The following is a 17,784-nucleotide window of genomic DNA, read 5'->3' on the forward strand; positions in this document are numbered from 1 at the left end:
TAAAAAAATTTCCTTCCTCAGGTCATGCCTTCGCCCACTGGTTTGGCGAATTCCACTGCCGTTCGCTTTGCCAATTGCTTGGCCTGATTGATAATCTCCTGGTATTGAGACGGATCGGCCGTACCTTCCGCAATGATCGATTTCACATCATAAATCCCCATAAAACCGAGCACCATGCGCAAATAACTGTCTCCATATTCCATCGCTTTCATCGCCCCGTGTGAATAAATCCCCCCTCGCGCCTGGATATGTACCGCTTTTTTTCCCACCAACAAGCCGACAGATCCTTCTTCGGTATAACGAAAGGTTTTGCCGGCCATGCAAATGAGGTCAATATAAGCTTTCAACATGGGAGGCACCCCGAAATTCCACATCGGGGTGACAAACACATATTTGTCGGCCATGACAAACTGGTCGGCCAATTCATTGATTCTGGCCAGCTTTTTTCTTTCTGACAAAGAAAGCGGAACACTCTCTTTCATTTTGGCCCACGCATCAAACACTTCCACATCCAAAAGCGGGATCTCATCCCGGTAAACATCCAATTTAATGATTTCATCAAAAGGATTGGAAAGCTCATAGGCATTCAAAAACGCCCTGCCTATTTGCAAGCTCACTGATTCCGATTCTTGTTTCGGGTTTGATGTAATATAAAGCAGAGTAGCCATGGATGACAACCCCCAAATCTTAAAAAAATGCACGGAACATTTCTGTACTCATCAAATATACCATTCTTTTAGAATAAAACCATCAACAAAAATAAAAAAAGCCGGCAAAACGCCGGTTTTTTTATCAAAAGTGAATGCTTTTTGGTTTTATTCGTAATATTTTAACAAGTAGTAATGAACCTGTTCTTCCGGACTGGCTTCCTCTTCCTGCTTCAAAACGGCCCCGCACTGTTCGCAACGGACTTCTTGTTGTTCAGGAGCGTGTTGGGACTCCACGAAAACCCCTCCATCCGAATGTTGTGTTTGAACATATTATATTACAACAGTTTCTGTTGTGCAACAGTTTGTTATAATACATTATTCTGTTTTTTTATTAAATCTTGCAAAACAAGCACAAAAAAACGCACATGCAGACAAAATCTGCTATGTGCGTGAAATGGCCATGCAAAAACGGCCGGGTCTAACCGGGGGGGGATCCACCGGCTTTAGTCATAGCGAACCAATGAAATGATATCCAATCCTTTCAATTTATCTCTTCCGCCAAGATAACCCAGTTCCACAAAAAAGGCCGCTCCCACCGGATCTCCGCCCAATTGCTGAATCAATTCCAATGTGGCGGAAATGGTTCCGCCCGTTGCCAGCAAATCATCGGCAACCAATACTTTTTGCCCTGGAACAATGGCATCTTTGTGCATTGCCAACGCATCTTTTCCGTATTCCAAGCTGTATGTGGTTTCCACCGTTTCATACGGCAACTTTCCAGACTTGCGCACCGGTACAAATCCCACTCCCAAGGCATATGCCAAAGGAGCACCGATGACAAACCCCCTCGCCTCCGGCCCGACAATGAGATCAATTTCTTTTCCTTCCAGTTGGCGGGCAATCTGATCAATGGCTTCTTTGTAAGCTTTTCCATCTTTTAACAGCGTGGTGATATCTTTAAACCGCACCCCCGGTTGCGGAAAGTCTGGAATCACTCGAATCTTTTCTTTGAAATCCATCTGTATATCCTCCCATGTGTGTAAAAGAAATCGTTTCAAACAAATAACGGCACAAATCTTTATAGCTTGAATAAACCAGTGTCTCCAAAACCCGTTCCCGTTCTCTTTGGTGTTGATATGTTTTGGATTCCATCAGCGACCTCTTGGCCGGGTTTTCATGGACGATCAAATCTTCCTGATCCAAGCTGACAAACCCTAATTCTTCAAACACTTGAATCATAAAAGAAATGACACGCTTTTGCAATCCTGTCACCCGCATCAGCGAAGACATATATTTGCGCAGGGAGATCTTCCCTTTCCCTGCAATCACCCGGTACAACTTTGAAAAATCTTCACGGGAAGGGGTTTTCGGCAACAAATGATCAAACTCTTTATCCCCGAACATGACATAAATCCGTTCCGCTTCCCGTCCGTCTTTCAAGCGGTTACGAAACACCTCCAATGTCGGGGGCGATTCCGCCAAGACCAGATGTTTGGCTTGCTTCATGCTTTCCTGTTGCTTTTTATCCATCAGCTCTTCCCATGTCACCACGATTCGATTCGTCGATTGGGACAATTGTTTAAACAGCGTTGAGCCGTTGGAACAGATAAAACATATTTCTTCCGGGTTCAATCCGGCAAGCTGCGACCATTCTTTCCGGTTGCTTCTGAAATCAAACACTTGCAGATGGCGGACCTCCATATCCCGGATAATGATTTGGGGAGCTCTGTGGCCGTTCCATTCATTCATCTCCAGCTCACCGAGCAAACGGATCCGGCCGTGGGGAGTGAGCCCGTCAGCCTGATCCCCCATGCGAAAACCGACCGCGCTTAAGATCCCGTTCTTCCGGTTCAAATACAATTTGACATGTTCTTGTTCCCTTCCCATGCGCTGAATCCGCGCGACAGGCATTTCTTTTACAATAAACAGCGGCTGTGGATTTCCCACTCCAAACGGAGCCAGGATCTCCAGCTGTTCAATGAGGTCTGCCCCGATTTGCTCGGCATCCAATTCTCCTTCCGCCCATTTGAGCGGCACGTAATCTTCCGGGCGGATCCGTTCTTTCGCCAACAACGAAAGCCGCTCATGCAGTTTGGAAATGTTGCGGGCCTCCAGCGTCATTCCCGCAGCCATTTCGTGTCCGCCAAATTCGGGCAACCATTCTTTACACTCGGACAAAGCTTGAAACAAATGAAATCCTTGAATGCTTCTCGCCGATCCCTTGGCCGTTTGTTTTTCTTCGTCGATTCCCAACACCACAACCGGCCGGTAATATTTTTCGACCAACCGGGACGCGACAATGCCGACCACGCCCACATTCCATCCCGGGCGGGCGACGACAATCACATACTTGTGCTTGTCCGGATTCTTCTCAATCTCTTCCACTGCTTCCAGGGTCATCTCATCCACCAATTGTTGCCGTTTTCGATTGAGCGCATCCAGTTCTCCCGCAAGGGATTCCGCTTCTTCCGGGTCCTCCGTCATCAGCAAACGGACCGCCGTGTCCGCTGTGTCCAACCGTCCGCATGCATTGATCCGGGGACCGAGCAGGTATCCCACATGACTAGCCGACACGTCATGATCAATATCGCAAGCCTGAATCAAAGCCTTCAATCCAATATGAACCGTCTGGCTCATTCTCTTCAATCCGTAACAGGCCAAAATGCGATTTTCCTCAACCAGCGGAACCAGATCGGCAATGGTTCCCAATGCAGCGATGTCCAGCCACTCTTCCGGCACCTCTTGCAACAAAGCTGTGGCCAGTTTGAAAGCGACACCGACCCCGGCAAGCATTTTAAAAGGATAGGGGCATCCCGGCTTCTTCGGATTGATCACCGCCAATGCATCCGGCAGCGTTTCCTGGGGTTCATGGTGATCAGTAATAATGAGATCCAATCCCAACTCTTTGGCATAAGCCGCCTCCTTGACCGCGGCAATCCCCGTATCCACTGAAAGAACGAGACGGAAACCGCGCTCCTTGGCTTGTTTTAAGGCCTCTTGATTGATCCCGTATCCTTCCCGGAAACGATGGGGAATATAGTAATCCACGGTTGCCCCCAACCGCCGGAGCGTTTTCAGCATCAAACAGGTGCTGCTGACGCCGTCCACATCATAATCCCCGTAAACCAGTATCGGCTCTTTGTCCCTGAGGGCCTGGCGAATTCTTTGGACAGCGGTTTCCATTCCATCCAGCAGGAAAGGATCATTCAGGTCGGCAAGGGAAGGATTTAAAAAACGGCGGGCCTCCGGGATCTCTTTGACCCCCCGGCGAATCAGCATTTTTGAAATGATGGGATGAATGTCCAGTTCTTTAGACATCGCTTCGCTTAAATCCTCATCCACCGGCTCCACATCCCACCTTGCTCTTGCATGCAACATGACCGAACACCTCTCTCTTCGCGCTAACCATTATAGCACAAAGAAAAACGGTCAGAAGACAGAAAAAAAGCCCCAAAAAAGAAGCCATGGAAAGGACATGGCTTCTCCGGTGCATTTTTATTCCGTCACGGCTTTTTTGGAAGGATGCTTTTTTTGCATCGATTTCCATTTCCAAGTGACCCAGAGCGGGCTGGCCACAAAGATGGAAGAATAGGCACCCGAAATCAATCCCAAGAGAAGGGCCAGCGAGAAATTCCGGATGCTTTCTCCGCCCAACAACCACAAAAGAAGAGCGGCAAACACCACCGTTAACACGGTGTTGATGGAACGGACCAGCGTTTGCATGATGCTGTTATTCACAATCGCCGCCAAGTCATCCCATTTGGCGGGATTTTCCTGTTTCATGTTTTCGCGGATCCGGTCAAATATCACAATCGTATCGTTGATCGAATATCCCACAATGGTCAGCACCGCGGCGATGAAAACCAAATCCACCTCGATCTGAAAGAGGGAAAAGGTTCCGACCACAAACATGACATCATACAGCAATGCCAACACGGCGGAAACAGCAAACCGGAATTCAAAGCGAATCGCCACATAAATCATGATGAAAATGGAGGCGATGAGAACCGCTTTGATGGCGTTCATGGCCGTTTCCCGCCCGACCACCGGGCTCACGGTCTGGGCCTGAATATTCACGTCGGTTTGAAAGGCCTTTTCAAAAGCCGCTTCAATCTGATTGATCTGGTTTCGCTCCATGCTATGGCTGACCCGGAAAAAAACAAACTCATTTTCCGATCCACCCGTGCGGACATCCGGATCGTGATACCCGAGTCCGGTCAAAACGGTCCGTGCTTTTTCCAGATCCACATTTGGCTTCACATGAATGTCCAGCCGGGTTCCGCTGACAAAATCGACTCCCAGGTTGAGCCCCCGAACGAACAGCGAAATGATGGAAACCGCCACGATCAACAGCGTCAGGATAAAAATCTTTTTTCGATGCTTCACAATATCAAACTTATAGATCACTGATCTCATCCTCTCTCACCCTGAACCAAACCGGGCTTTTCAGCAAGTTGGACCGGACCAGCAAATTCATCATGATCCGGGAAAGCGCCACCGCCGTCACAAAGCTGACGAGAATACCGGCAATCAGTGTCACCGAGAACCCTTTGACACCGGCACTTCCGAAGATAAACAACACCGCTCCGGCAATGATGGTGGTAATGTTCGCATCGAAAATGGTCAAGAAAGAACGTTTGGAACCGGCACGGACGGATGCTTTCATGCTTTTGCCGACACGCATTTCCTCACGAATCCGCTCATTCATAATGATATTGGCATCCACCGCCATTCCGATCCCCAGAATAAACGCGGCAATCCCCGGCAGGGTTAAGGTCACGCCCATCACCATGAAAGTCAACAGCAGCAAATACGAATAAGCCACCAGGGTCGTAACCGCCACAAATCCCGGCAACCGGTAAAAACCGATCATGAAAATAAAGATCGCAACCACGGCATAAGCCCCGGCGATGAGACTGTCCCTCAAGGAGTCTTCCCCAAGGCTGGCATCCACGGAATGGCTTTGAATTTCCTTCATTTTCAACGGAATGGCACCGGCATTCAACAGATCGGCCAGTTGTTGTGCTTCCTCCGTATCCTTTTGGCCGGTGATTTGTGCCGTTCCCCCGGTGATCACTTGCTGAACCACCGGTGCGCTGAGCTGCTGCTCGTCCAAATAAATGGCAATCGGTTGTCCCAGATGTTCACGGGTGATCTTGGCGAATTTATCCGCATTTTTCAGTTGCAACGTGACAACCGGCTGTCCCATCTGGTCATAATCGACTTTTGCCCCTTTTTCCTTCAAATCGCTTCCCTCCAGCAACACTTTCCCCGAAGCATCGCGGAAGGTGAGCTTCGCCTGTTTCCCCAGCAATTCCCGTGCTTTGTTTTGGTCTTTGACTCCGGCCAGTTGCACCCGGATGCGATTGGGCGGTTCAATGGTGATATCCGGTTCCGACACGCCCAGGACATTGATCCGGCTGTTTAAGGCCGCGGCGGTGTCTTTCAAAATCTCCGTATTCACTTTTTGTCCGGGCTCCGCCTCATATAACACTTCAAATCCGCCTTGCAAATCCAAGCCCAATGTGACATGTTTCCATATATAACCGGTAGTTGTGGCCGCCAAGCCGAAAATTGCAACCACCAGGAGGATAAATACGACGATATTGACTTTTCGCACCCTCATTCCTTGTCCTCCTTTTATGTATAAAACACCGTAATTTTAATTATCCCTGCATCCAAAAGCCATGTCAATTTTGCAAAAAAAGACGACAGCGGGATCGCGGCTGTCGTTTATTTCTTTTCATTCTTGTCATCATCATCCTTGTATACCGATAACATCAACCAGTTCATAAAGCGGTTTGCTTTCAAAGAAATGATGTCATTCACCAGCCGGTTCAGCCGGGGCCATCCCCTGCGGTAATTTTCAGAGACACAAGCCCAAACCTGCTCACCCGTCACATTTTCATAACCATACATCCGAAATTCCCTGGCTTTGCTGTTGCACAACTCTTCAATGCATTGCATCAGCTCATGCTCAGGCATCAGTTCGACAGAATCCTTCTGATAACTTCCCACCGGTTTCAAAGGACCTTGTTTCTTTCTCACTTCTCATTCACATCCCGTTTTAAAGGTATTATTCTGAAAGGTTTCCCAAAAATCCTACTTATTTTAGTTAACAACTCTGTGGGCATTCATGCAAGCCCTGTTGAAAAATTTTGCTGTTAAACATTTTTGTCATGAGTTGTCCCAGCAACTCATACGTTTAAATAGGAATCAGCGAAGGAGGGGCGTGATGGTGCGCAAAGGATTTTTATACGGCACTTTTGTTTTGGTCAGCGCCGGGTTTATCACCAAAATTCTCGGTTTTATCTATCGGATTGCCCTGTCCAGAATCATCGGCGATGAGGGAATGGGCCTGTTTCAAATGGCGTTTCCGATCTTGTCCTTCACCATCGTGATCACCACCGCCGGACTGCCGGTGGCCATCTCCAAACTCGTCTCCGAAGCGGAAGCAAAACAGCAAGAAGGAAGGATTCGTTCCATTCTCATTATTTCGATATTTATCGTCATCATAACCAGCACCATCGTCACCGGAGGCGTTCTCATAGCAGCCCCATGGATTGCACGGATGCTCCTCACGGATGAACGGGCCATTTACACCTTGCTCGGAATCGCCCCGATTATTCCGATCATTGCCATTTCATCCATATTCCGCGGTTATTTTCAAGGGCGGCAAAATATGAGCCCTTATGCCATTTCAACCATTGTCGAACAATTCGTCCGCATCTTCACCGTCCTTCTCATCGCCGGTTATTTATTGAAATTCGGCGTGGAATATGCCGCGGCCGGAGCCATGCTCGGAATGGTGGTCGGTGAATTCGCCGGCATGATGTTTTTGATCCGTTCCTTCAAAAAAGATCCGACCCGCCCAAAGTTGGACAAAACCTTTTTGAAACCGGGTTGGAAACCTTTCCGGCAAACTTTCCGCGATCTTTTTCGTTTAGCTGCTCCGGTGACAGCCAGCCGCATGATCGGTTCTTTCTCTTACGCCATCGAACCGATCGTCGTAGCGCAAAGTTTGGCCATGGCCGGATTTGCCACAACAACAGCGACCGCTTTATACGGGCAACTGGAAGGAATGGCCGTCCCGTTGACCTTCTTTCCCGCGTTCATCACTTACGCCTTGTCCGTGTCATTGGTTCCGGCTGTCAGTGAAGCGGCCGCAAAAAAGAATGACCGGCTGATCGAGCACCGTTTGCAACAAGCGATCCGGTTATCTTTTATTGTCACCGCGCCTTGTGCCCTGATTTTGTATCTCTTGGCTGAACCGCTTTCCATTCTGTTGTATCGCCAGCCGGATGTCGCCCGCTTGATCCGGATCATGGCCCCTTTCACCATGATTCATGCTTTGCAAGGTCCGTTCGCTTCGGTCTTGCAGGGATTGGACAAAGCACAAGCACCCATGCGCAACTCCATCATCGGGGCCGTTTTCAAAACCATTCTCATTCTCATGCTCGCATCCCGGCCGGAACTTGGCATCGACGGAGTGGCGCTTGCCATCAACTGCGGCATTTTGATCGTTACGACGTTGCATTTCATCGATATCGTCAAGCTGGTTCCATTTCACCTGAAAATAAAGGAATGGGGAAAGCTGGCCTTAACCATTTTCATCGCCGCTGTGGTTTTTCGTTTCAGCAATTTCAGCGGTTCGGATTCGATGCTGATCCAAACCGTCATCCAAGCCGGAGTCACCCTGTTGTCCTATGGAATCTGCTTGATTCTTTTTTCACTCATCCAAAAAAACGATGTCTTGCGTATTCCTTTGATCGGAAAGTGGGTTGCCCGGATCCTGCCTAAGTAAGGAGTTTAAGAATCTTTCCGGTCGATGAACAGTTTTCCATTGTTGTTTATAGAAGCATAAAAGATTTCTTTGAAATCCCGGTACCCTTGTTTTTGAATCTCATTTTTCAGCCAGAAACGGGTTTTTCCGATTTGTCTCAACCCGTCATCCTGGACCTTCCCGTCAATAATGAGTGGAACCGGCATTTGAAACGGACGCAAGGACTTATGTACGCTTTCTTCGGAAGTCTTTTTTTCTTTTGGAAAAACACTTAACTTCCCGGTGGTTTCCAAGATCGCAAATTCCACATCGGAAATATCGGCAATGTTTTTCTCTCTCAGTTGAACCATCAGATCATCCATGTTGTAGCGGGCTTTGGCCATCTGATCATCCAGGATTTTTCCCTTTTCCACAATGACCACCGGCTTTCCGTCCGCCCATTCTCTGATTTTTTTGCTTTTTAAAGAAAGATAGGAAATGAACACTTGAAAGATCGCCAAGGTCAATATGGAGATAATGCCGATATACAGGGGCTTTTCCGAATCGATCGCCATTGCGGAAAGATCGGCAATCATGAACGAAACAATCAGATCAAACACCGACAGTTTGCCGATCTCCCTTTTTCCCATCAATCTCATAATCACAAGCAGGAAAAAATAGATAAATACCGTGCGTAAAATGATGGTCCATATCAACCTTGGTCACCTCCTTTTCAAAACATAGTTTGACCAAATGCCCCCTCTTTATGAATGCTCAAAAAATACCAGGCATAAGGATGTATTAATAAAGAAAGGAGAGGAAAAGCAATGAAAGAAGCTTTTTTCGACTCCGCCAAAAAAGGCGTCCGGTCTCCCTGGCTCATCGGGCAATGCGTCATCTGGGGAATTGTCCTTTTGGGCTCGCTGATGGTAACCTTGTTTTTGCAATACTCCACCTTGTCCTCCCACCGCCTCCCGATGATTGCCTATGTGTTGAATTTCGCCGCCTTGTTAAGCGGAGGCTTTGTCACCGCCCGCAAATCGGAGCATCGCGGTTGGATGGCCGGCGGGATTCAAGGAATCATCTATGCCCTGATCATCTTGCTCATCGCCTTTTTGGCTTTTGACAGCCTGACGTCCATTCATCCGATTTGGCTTTCCTTGTTTTCCTTCGGTGGAGGCGCACTGGGAGGAGTTATGGGGGTACAAACCAAAAAAGATTAAATGCCCGGTAAAACCAAAAAAGCTTCTGATCACAAGATCAGAAGCTTTTTGGCCTTATTTGGATTCCTCTTTGGCTTCTTCTTTTTTCTTCTCTTCTTTCTCTGAGGTTGTATCCTCATCGGTTACCACCGAATTCACCGAAGAGCGTTCAAAAACCAAACGGGTATTGTCACTGACTTTTAACGTCACCCGGTCTTCCGTCAAATCCACAATCGTTCCGTGAATCCCGCCGATGGTGATCACTTTGTCACCTTTTTTCAAAGCATTCAACATAGTCATCCGTTCTTTTTGCCGTTTTTGCTGTGGGCGGATCAACAGAAAATAAAACACGACAAACATCAGAATAAGCGGTATCAACGTACCCCATTGTCCCATAAATTGGTCCTCCTTCAAAAAGGTTTTTCCGGATGCAAACTTCCGTAATACTTCATCATAAATGCATCACGGAAATCAAGCAGCCGGTCTTCCAGGATCGCTTGGCGAACGTGTTTCATCAATTCAAGCAGAAAATAAAGATTGTGGTATGTGATCAGACGCAAGCCGAAGGTTTCATCCGCTTTGATCAAATGCCGCAGATATGCTTTGGTATAGTTTCGGCAAGTATAGCAATCACATTCCGGATCCAGTGCGGTGAAGTCTCGAGCATATTTGGCATTGCGCACCACAACACGCCCTTGGCTGGTCATTGCCGTCCCGTTGCGGGCAATTCTTGTCGGCAATACACAGTCAAACATGTCGATCCCCCGGATGGATCCTTCAATGAGCGCATCGGGTGATCCGACCCCCATCAGATAGCGCGGTTTGTGCCCGGGCAACAAAGGAGTGGTATAGTCAAGCACTTCATACATCAGCTCCTTGGATTCACCCACACTGAGCCCGCCCACGGCATAACCGGGCAAGTCCAAATCAACGAGCTGACGGGCACTTTCCTCCCGCAAATTCTGATACATCCCGCCTTGGACGATGCCAAACAGGGCTTGCTCGGCCGGACGCTGATGCGCTTTCATACATCGTTTCAACCACCGGTATGTACGTTCGGTTGAAGCTTTGACATACTCACGGTCAGCGGGGTATGGCGGACATTCGTCAAACGCCATGATAATGTCTGCTCCCAATGCGTTTTGGATCTCCATTGCCTTCTCCGGACCGATAAACAGCTTTTCCCCGCTGATATGGGAACGGAACGTCACTCCTTCTTCCGTGATGTCGCGCAACTTGCTCAGACTGAACACCTGAAACCCGCCACTGTCCGTCAATATCGGACGATCCCAGTTCATGAATGCGTGCAATCCCCCTGCTTCCCGGACAATATCATGTCCCGGACGCAAAAACAGATGGTAGGTATTGCTTAAAATAATTTGCGCATTCATTTCTTTGAGTTCTTCCGGGCTCATTGTCTTCACGGTTGCTTGCGTTCCCACCGGCATAAAAATAGGAGTATCGATGGTTCCGTGTGGTGTATGTAAGCGACCCAACCGGGCGCCGGACTGTTTGCACGTTTTAATGAGTTCATATTTTACAGCCAAGGTGTTTCCTCCTATTGAACTAACCATTCTGACAAAAATGTCATACTCCTTCTAAACATTATAGAGAACACCATGAACAAGAACAAGCTTTTCGTAAACTCTTTTTAAAGAATCAGCATCGCGTCCCCGAAACTGAAAAACCGGTATCGTTGGTTCACTGCTTCTTCATAAGCCGACAAAATCAATTCACGGGAGGCAAAAGCGCTCACCAGCATCAGCAAGGTGGACTGCGGTAGATGGAAATTCGTCAAAAGACCGTCCACCACACCGAACTGAAACCCGGGATAAATGAAGATATCCGTCCAGCCCTGATCTTTTTTGATTTCCCCGTTTAATTTCCGGTACACGGTCTCCAAAGTGCGCACACAGGTGGTTCCCACAGCAACCACTTTATTTCCCCTCTGTTTGGCGGCATTGATTTCTCTTGCGGTCTCCCCGCTTATCTCATAGTATTCCGCATGCATCTGATGGTCCTCAATCCGCTTGGACGTCACAGGACGAAAAGTTCCAAGCCCCACATGCAACGTGATGAAAACCACTTTGACTCCTTTTTCACGGATTTGGGCCAATAACTCCTCCGTGAAATGGAGTCCTGCCGTCGGGGCCGCTGCCGATCCGACCACTCTGGAAAAAACGGTCTGGTACCGTTCCGGGTCGTCCAGCTGTTCATGGATATACGGGGGAAGAGGCATTTGCCCCAGTTGTTCAAACAACTTTTCGAGATCCTCCTCTTCGTACTGCAACGCAAACACCCTTCCGCCCGCCACTTCCGTCTGCTCTTGGGCGACAGCTTTCAACCGGCCTTCCCCGAATTGTATCACGGTTCCCTGTTTGACCCTTTTTGCCGGGCGGACCAATGCTTCCCACCGGTCATTTCCGAGCGGATTTAACAAGAGCAGCTCAATCTTCGCACCGGTTTCTTCTTTCACACCGATTAACCGGGCCGGGCGGACACGGCTGTCATTTAAGACAAGCACATCCCCGGGATTGAGATAATCGAGGATATTTGTAAACTTCGCGTGGCGGATTTGTGATGTTTTCCGGTCCACCACCATTAGCCGGGAGGCATCCCTCCTTTCGGCCGGAGTTTGTGCGATCAATTCTTTCGGCAAATGATAATCGTACAAGGATACATCCATTTCGTCGTTCCCTTCCTTCTTCCATCCAAGCTCAAAGAAAAAAGCCCGTTCCTATCGAAACAGGCGAAACAAATAGCTTAATAACGATAAGACAATGCTGATTACAATGCAAGTGACAATCGGGAAATAAAACCGCGTATTTCCTTTTTCGATCACAATGTCACCGGGAAGTTTGCCCAACTGCAAATACTTCCCTCCCACTTGCCAGAGAAGCCCGATCACCACAAGAACCAAGCCCATGACAATCAACGTCTTTGCAAAAGGATTCATTTCGGCCACTCCATGTTAAAATGCTCGTAACATCGTTTGGTAACCATCCGGCCCCTCGGGGTGCGCTCCAAATAACCGATTTGCATCAAATACGGTTCATATACGTCTTCAATCGTGTGCGCTTCTTCCCCGATCGTGGCCGCCAGCGTGTCCAAGCCGACGGGACCGCCCCGGAACTTTTCGATGATGGTCATTAAGAGCCGGTGGTCCACATGGTCTAACCCCATTTTGTCCACTTGAATGCGATCCAATGCATCCCGGGCGGCTTCTTCCGTAATCAATCCGTCACCTTCAACCTGGACAAAATCCCGGACCCTTTTTAACAGCCGGTTGGCTATCCGCGGCGTTCCCCGCGCCCGGGAAGCAATCTCTCTGGCTCCGTTTCCAACCACCCGGACATTTAACAAATCGGCCGCCCGCTCCACAATTAAGGCCAACTCTTCCACCGAATAAAATTCCAGACGGCTCATCACCCCAAACCGGTCCCGCAACGGCGAAGACAGGGAACCGGCCCGGGTGGTGGCCCCGACCAAGGTGAACGGGGGAAGATCCAGCCTTACCGAACGGGCGCTGGGGCCTTTTCCGATCATAATGTCCAAAGCAAAATCCTCCATCGCCGGATATAAAACTTCTTCCACCGAGCGATTCAGACGATGAATCTCATCGATAAACAACAAGTCATTGGGTTCCAGATTGGTTAAAATCGCCGCCAAGTCCCCCGGACGTTCAATGGCCGGGCCGGAGGTGACCCGGATGTTTACGCCCATTTCATTGGCAATGATTTGGGAAAGCGTGGTTTTCCCGAGTCCCGGCGGACCGTACAGCAGCACATGATCCAATGACTCGCCGCGCATCTTGGCCGCTTCTATGTATACTTTCAGATTCTCTTTTACCTGCTTTTGCCCTATATATTCGTGAAAATACCGAGGGCGCAGACTGTATTCGACCATCTCATCGTCATGGTTCGCCTTGGCAGAGATGATCCTCTCTTCCATGTCCGACCCTCCTACCTGTTCATCATGATCTTCAATGCCTGTTTAATCCATGTTTCGGTGTCCAACTCTTCTTCCGATCCTTTCAACACTTCCTGTACAGCCCATTTTGCTTCTTCTTCATTATAGCCAAGGACCTTTAATGCTTCAATCACATCCCTTTCTTTTGCAGCCGGCACGGACCGGGGCATCGGGGATGCAACCGCAAGATCCGGAAGATGAATCTTTTTCAACTTGTCTTTTAAATCCAACACCAGGCGTTGAGCCGTTTTTTTCCCCACTCCCGGCAACCGGGTCAATTGTTTGACATCCTCCATTTGGATCGCCCGCACCAACTGATCCGGCTTCATTCCGGAAAGCATGCCCATCGCCGCTTTCGGGCCGATGCCGGAGACTTCCAACAGCAGGCGGAACAAATCCCGTTCTTGTTTGGTGTCAAATCCGTATAACAGTTGGGCATCTTCCCGCACCACAAAATGGGTGTACAAAAACACTTCCGCCTCCTGCTCATAGGCATACGGTTTCGTCACATAAACCTGGTAACCGATTCCGCCTGTTTCCACCGCCAAATAATCCTCTTCCAGATAATGAACTATCCCTTTCACAAAATCGATCATCGCTTCAATCCCCACTTTTTGTATTTTTGCACCGTTCCGGAAGAATGCGCTTCACAAATGGCAATCGCTAGCGCATCCGCCACATCGTCCGGTTTTGGCACGGACGGCAAATGAAGCAACAATTTCACCATTTCCTGCACTTGCTTCTTGTCTGCTTTTCCGTAACCCACCACAGCCATTTTCACTTGCAAAGGGGTATACTCCGTGATCGGGATCCCGGCCTCTTCCGCAGCCAGCATCATCACGCCCCTTGCTTGTCCGACGGTAAATGCCGTCGTCACATTCCGGTTGAAATACAATTTTTCAATGGCCACGACGTCGGGCCGGTATTTGGAAAAAAGCAATGTACAAGCATCATAAATTTCCTTCAAACGCGCGGGAACCGGCATCCCGGCCGGCGTTTGGATACTGCCGTAATCGACATCCACCAGCCGGGTGCTCCCCTGCTTGTCAAGGATGCCGTATCCCACGATGGCGATCCCCGGATCTATGCCCATAATACGCATCTCAGTGGTTCCTCCCCAGAACAAAGCGAACATTTATTCTTAAACCATGACTAATTATATCACAAGTCTCCGTACAAATTGGCCAAGGATTTCCACCGCCGATTCCCTCCGGCAAAAAGCCCAATAAAAAAACGCTTCCCGAAGCGGTCAGCGTTTCTTCCATCCCAACATGTCAAAAATTTTTAATTCCCTTTTGGCCTGTTCTCTCACCTCTTTCGGCCATCTGCTTTCCCACTCTTCCCAGGTTCCTTGACCGCTTTGTATCTCCAAAGCTTCTTGAATCGCCTTGTCTAGCACAAAGTTCCAATAGATCCTTCCCATCCAGAAAACCCCTGTTCCAAAATTGGCTTACAGTATATTTTATGGAACAGATGACAAGACATGAACTTTGTTTCTTTTTATTTTCTCCAACGACCAACGTTTTATCAGCCCCCAAACCAACGGCCTCACACCTCCACAGGCGGGAAACCGTCTACTTCCTAGCCTCCGGCAAAAACGTGCGCGGCCGCCCTCCCGCACAAAAAAGAGACCATCGATTGGCAGATGGTCTCCTCCTAAACGGCCGTGTGCATATACACGGCTTCAATCCTGGATGTATTCAGCCAATTCCTCATCGTCCACTTCAAAATTGGCATAAACATTTTGCACATCATCATGATCTTCCAACGCATCAATGAGCGAAATCACGTTTTTGATGATGTCTCCGTGGATTTCTGTTTTGTTGGACGGGACAAAGGTGACTTCCGCCGTGGAAAAAGAAAACCCTTCTTTCTCCAACGCTTCTTTGACCGTTTCAAACTCTTCCGGTGCAGTGGTCACCTCATAGCTTTTCCCGGTGGATTCGATATCCTCGGCACCGCATTCCAAAACGGTCAGCATCAGTTCTTCTTCATCCAGATCGGTTTGATCCCGGTCAATCACCAGCAATCCTTTCCGTTCAAACATCCACGAAACACACCCGGACTCACCCAGGTTTCCGCCGTTTTTGGAAAAGATGTGGCGTAAATCGGCAGCGGTCCGGTTCCGGTTGTCCGTCAAAGCTTCCACCATGATGGCCGTTCCGCCCGGACCGTAACCTTCATAAGTAATCGCTTCATAATTTTTGCCTGTTCCGCCGCCTGCGGCTTTTTTAATCGCACGTTCGATGTTTTCATTGGGCATGTTTTTGGCTTTGGCTTTGGCGATTGCAATCCGCAATTGGTGATTGTTCTCGGGATCTTTATCCCCGCTTCGGGCCGCCACATAAATCTCACGTGCCAGTTTGGCAAAAATTTTCCCTTTCAGCGCATCTTGACGCCCTTTGCGATGTTGAATATTTTTCCATTTGGAATGCCCTGCCATCCTCCATCACTCCCCTTGCAAATTACGATCCCCAATCCCGTAAATAACGGAAATCGATGCCGACCGTCCGTTCGCTCAATTTGATAATCACCGGCATCGTCCGTTTATACTGATTGCGGATGATCCGTTTACTCACCTGACGAATAAATGCATCATCAAACTGGAGGGCTTGCAATTGCTCCAGGGTATATTGCCGGTCAATCATGTAATACAAGAGCCGGTCAACGTCCAAATAGTTAAACCCGAGTTCGTCTTCGTCGGTTTGGTCTTCCCATAAATCAGCACTCGGCGGCTTGACGATGATCGGCTCCGGCACGCCCAGGTAAGCCGCCAGCTGGCGGACTTGGGTTTTGTACAAGTCCCCGAGCGGGTTGACGGCCGAGGCCGAATCTCCGTATTGGGTGCCGTAACCCAACAACAATTCCGTCCGGTTGCTTGTGCCGATCACCAGTGCTTCGTATTGAGCGGATAAGTCATATAAAATGGACATGCGTTCCCGGGCCATCTTATTGCCGCGCCGCAAAGGCGTCGCATCCGGAACGCGTTCAAAATACGCATCAATCTGCGGGGTGATATCAATGGTCAAGCTTTCCACACCGGTATCGTCAATAGCCAGTTGCGCATCTTCCAAACTCGCCGGACTGCTTGTCTTATACGGCATCCGCACGGCGATCACGTTTTCCGCTCCGAAAGCTTTGACACACAAATACAAGGACAAAGCAGAGTCGATTCCCCCCGACAAGCCGACAATGACTTTATCGAATCCAGCCTTGTTCACTTCTTCACGCAAAGCGGTTGTCAAGAGACGGGTCGCCACTTCTTCATCCAAGCGCAAAAAAGGCGCTTTTTCCAACATCTCATCAATCATTTGCATGATCAGCTTCCCCCTCCAGTCCGCTTTTGCCTGATGCGATTTAATTCACGAATGGTCAAGTCCAAATTTTCATCCCGCAACACGGGAAGTTGAAAACGGGCTTTCCGGATCTTGTCCAGATCCAAGTCAACAATCATGAGATCCTCTGTAAACAGTTCCGCTTGCGCTTCCACTTCCCCAAACGGATCCACCACTTGAGAACCGCCGAAGAAAGTGACTCCGTCCTCGGTTCCCACGCGATTGCAATAAATCATGTAACTTCCGTGGCAAACAGCGTTGTTTCTCAGCATCAAATCCCATGATTTTTGGGAACCCGGTACCGGGCTGCTGACATCCCGCACCGGAGCATTGGACAACACAATCATTACCTGCGCCCCGTCCTGAGCCAGCAGATAAGGGGCAGAGCTGTGCCAAACATCTTCACAAATCAACAAGCCGAATTGTCCAAACCGGGTCGGGAAGCTGCGAATCCATTCGCCTTTTCCAAAATAACGAGCTTCATCAAACATTCCGTATGTAGGCAAATACACTTTTCGATACAAATAATGCAAATTTCCGGCCGTCGCATAAATTGCAGAGTTATACAAAATATGTTCAGGGCTGTGCTCCACGAAACCAAACACCAGATCCATATCACCGGCGGATTGGATCAGCCCTTGTATTTCAGGACTAAAAGGATCTCTGGCCATTTCGTATGTCAGATCCAACAACTGGTATCCTGTCAGACTGAGTTCCGGAAAAATAAGAAGATCCACCTGTTCCTCCCGGGCCCGATGGATCATTTCCTCATGCAATTCCAGATTTAAATCCACTCGCCCCAAGCGTGGTCTGATTTGTGCAAGTCCTACTCTCATTCTTTTGCCTCCTCAAGCAAGAACAAGGCT

General features: G+C 48.8%; 21 protein-coding genes. 2 read left to right on the forward strand and 19 right to left on the reverse strand.

What is annotated here, in order from left to right; translation table 11 throughout:
• Positions 1-17: 17 nt before the first annotated feature.
• From NYE37_RS09450 to NYE37_RS09480, 7 genes are all read right to left on the reverse strand, one after another.
• Positions 18-668 carry an FMN-dependent NADH-azoreductase gene (locus tag NYE37_RS09450; RefSeq protein ID WP_037993956.1) on the reverse strand — a complete coding sequence of 217 codons (651 nt, stop codon included), beginning with the start codon at positions 666-668 and terminating at the stop codon, positions 18-20.
• 147 nt (positions 669-815) lie between these two features.
• Positions 816-944, reverse strand: coding sequence for a hypothetical protein (locus tag NYE37_RS09455; RefSeq protein ID WP_255347154.1), 129 nt, complete (start codon positions 942-944; stop codon positions 816-818).
• A gap of 209 nt (positions 945-1,153) precedes the next feature.
• Positions 1,154-1,669 carry an adenine phosphoribosyltransferase gene (locus tag NYE37_RS09460; protein WP_037993958.1) on the reverse strand — a complete coding sequence of 172 codons (516 nt, stop codon included), beginning with the start codon at positions 1,667-1,669 and terminating at the stop codon, positions 1,154-1,156.
• Entirely contained in the window at positions 1,608-4,028 is a 2,421-nt protein-coding gene (recJ, locus tag NYE37_RS09465; protein WP_049719916.1) for a single-stranded-DNA-specific exonuclease RecJ, read from the reverse strand. Before recJ ends, NYE37_RS09460 begins: the two co-directional genes overlap by 62 nt.
• Before the next feature lie 117 nt (positions 4,029-4,145).
• Entirely contained in the window at positions 4,146-5,066 is a 921-nt protein-coding gene (gene secF, locus NYE37_RS09470) for a protein translocase subunit SecF (protein ID WP_340711943.1), read from the reverse strand.
• Positions 5,047-6,276 (reverse strand): protein translocase subunit SecD, encoded by a 1,230-nt coding sequence (gene secD, locus NYE37_RS09475; RefSeq protein WP_309485127.1) that lies wholly within the window; start codon positions 6,274-6,276, stop codon positions 5,047-5,049. Before secD ends, secF begins: the two co-directional genes overlap by 20 nt.
• Before the next feature lie 107 nt (positions 6,277-6,383).
• Positions 6,384-6,698 (reverse strand): post-transcriptional regulator, encoded by a 315-nt coding sequence (locus NYE37_RS09480; protein ID WP_231564570.1) that lies wholly within the window; start codon positions 6,696-6,698, stop codon positions 6,384-6,386.
• Between the two features lie 187 nt (positions 6,699-6,885).
• Between NYE37_RS09480 and spoVB the strand changes: the two genes are divergently transcribed.
• The gene (spoVB, locus tag NYE37_RS09485) at positions 6,886-8,454 is read left to right on the forward strand and encodes a stage V sporulation protein B (protein WP_232356921.1); all 1,569 of its coding nucleotides are present in this window, start codon (positions 6,886-6,888) and stop codon (positions 8,452-8,454) included.
• Between the two features lie 5 nt (positions 8,455-8,459).
• On the opposite strand, the gene NYE37_RS09490 is transcribed toward spoVB, so the two are convergent.
• Positions 8,460-9,071, reverse strand: a complete 612-nt coding sequence (locus tag NYE37_RS09490) for a DUF421 domain-containing protein (protein ID WP_084712885.1) — start codon at positions 9,069-9,071, stop codon at positions 8,460-8,462.
• 168 nt (positions 9,072-9,239) lie between these two features.
• On the opposite strand from NYE37_RS09490, the gene NYE37_RS09495 reads away from it, so the two are divergent.
• The gene (locus tag NYE37_RS09495) at positions 9,240-9,635 is read left to right on the forward strand and encodes a TIGR04086 family membrane protein (protein ID WP_340711946.1); all 396 of its coding nucleotides are present in this window, start codon (positions 9,240-9,242) and stop codon (positions 9,633-9,635) included.
• Between the two features lie 54 nt (positions 9,636-9,689).
• On the opposite strand, the gene yajC is transcribed toward NYE37_RS09495, so the two are convergent.
• The 11 genes from yajC to NYE37_RS09550 all read right to left on the reverse strand — a co-directional run bounded on the left by yajC (position 9,690) and on the right by NYE37_RS09550 (position 17,754).
• On the reverse strand, positions 9,690-10,010 hold the full coding sequence (yajC, locus tag NYE37_RS09500; RefSeq protein ID WP_037993966.1) for a preprotein translocase subunit YajC: 321 nt from the start codon (positions 10,008-10,010) through the stop codon (positions 9,690-9,692).
• Positions 10,011-10,024: 14 nt separating this feature from the next.
• Entirely contained in the window at positions 10,025-11,161 is a 1,137-nt protein-coding gene (gene tgt / locus NYE37_RS09505; RefSeq protein ID WP_340711947.1) for a tRNA guanosine(34) transglycosylase Tgt, read from the reverse strand.
• Positions 11,162-11,265: 104 nt separating this feature from the next.
• Positions 11,266-12,300 carry a tRNA preQ1(34) S-adenosylmethionine ribosyltransferase-isomerase QueA gene (gene queA, locus NYE37_RS09510; RefSeq protein ID WP_037993969.1) on the reverse strand — a complete coding sequence of 345 codons (1,035 nt, stop codon included), beginning with the start codon at positions 12,298-12,300 and terminating at the stop codon, positions 11,266-11,268.
• A gap of 51 nt (positions 12,301-12,351) precedes the next feature.
• Positions 12,352-12,570: a DUF2905 domain-containing protein gene (locus tag NYE37_RS09515; RefSeq protein ID WP_037993971.1), complete on the reverse strand. Its 219-nt coding sequence runs from the start codon at positions 12,568-12,570 to the stop codon at positions 12,352-12,354.
• Positions 12,567-13,565: a Holliday junction branch migration DNA helicase RuvB gene (ruvB, locus tag NYE37_RS09520; RefSeq protein WP_037993972.1), complete on the reverse strand. Its 999-nt coding sequence runs from the start codon at positions 13,563-13,565 to the stop codon at positions 12,567-12,569. Before ruvB ends, NYE37_RS09515 begins: the two co-directional genes overlap by 4 nt.
• A gap of 11 nt (positions 13,566-13,576) precedes the next feature.
• Entirely contained in the window at positions 13,577-14,179 is a 603-nt protein-coding gene (gene ruvA / locus NYE37_RS09525; protein ID WP_037993974.1) for a Holliday junction branch migration protein RuvA, read from the reverse strand.
• Entirely contained in the window at positions 14,176-14,685 is a 510-nt protein-coding gene (ruvC, locus tag NYE37_RS09530) for a crossover junction endodeoxyribonuclease RuvC (RefSeq protein ID WP_037993975.1), read from the reverse strand. Before ruvC ends, ruvA begins: the two co-directional genes overlap by 4 nt.
• A 147-nt stretch (positions 14,686-14,832) precedes the next feature.
• A complete protein-coding gene (locus tag NYE37_RS09535; RefSeq protein ID WP_156097712.1) occupies positions 14,833-15,006 on the reverse strand; it encodes a hypothetical protein in 174 nt (57 codons plus the stop codon).
• Between the two features lie 261 nt (positions 15,007-15,267).
• The gene (locus tag NYE37_RS09540; protein WP_037993976.1) at positions 15,268-16,026 is read right to left on the reverse strand and encodes a YebC/PmpR family DNA-binding transcriptional regulator; all 759 of its coding nucleotides are present in this window, start codon (positions 16,024-16,026) and stop codon (positions 15,268-15,270) included.
• A 22-nt stretch (positions 16,027-16,048) separates the two neighbouring features.
• Entirely contained in the window at positions 16,049-16,900 is an 852-nt protein-coding gene (locus NYE37_RS09545) for an NAD+ synthase (protein ID WP_231564571.1), read from the reverse strand.
• A 2-nt stretch (positions 16,901-16,902) separates the two neighbouring features.
• Complete coding sequence (locus tag NYE37_RS09550; protein ID WP_037993979.1) at positions 16,903-17,754, reverse strand: nitrilase-related carbon-nitrogen hydrolase; 852 nt, start codon at positions 17,752-17,754, stop codon at positions 16,903-16,905.
• Positions 17,755-17,784: the final 30 nt, after the last annotated feature.

The sequence above is a fragment of the Thermoactinomyces sp. FSL K6-2592 genome, from assembly GCF_038006465.1.
Classification (GTDB): domain Bacteria; phylum Bacillota; class Bacilli; order Thermoactinomycetales; family Thermoactinomycetaceae; genus Thermoactinomyces; species Thermoactinomyces vulgaris.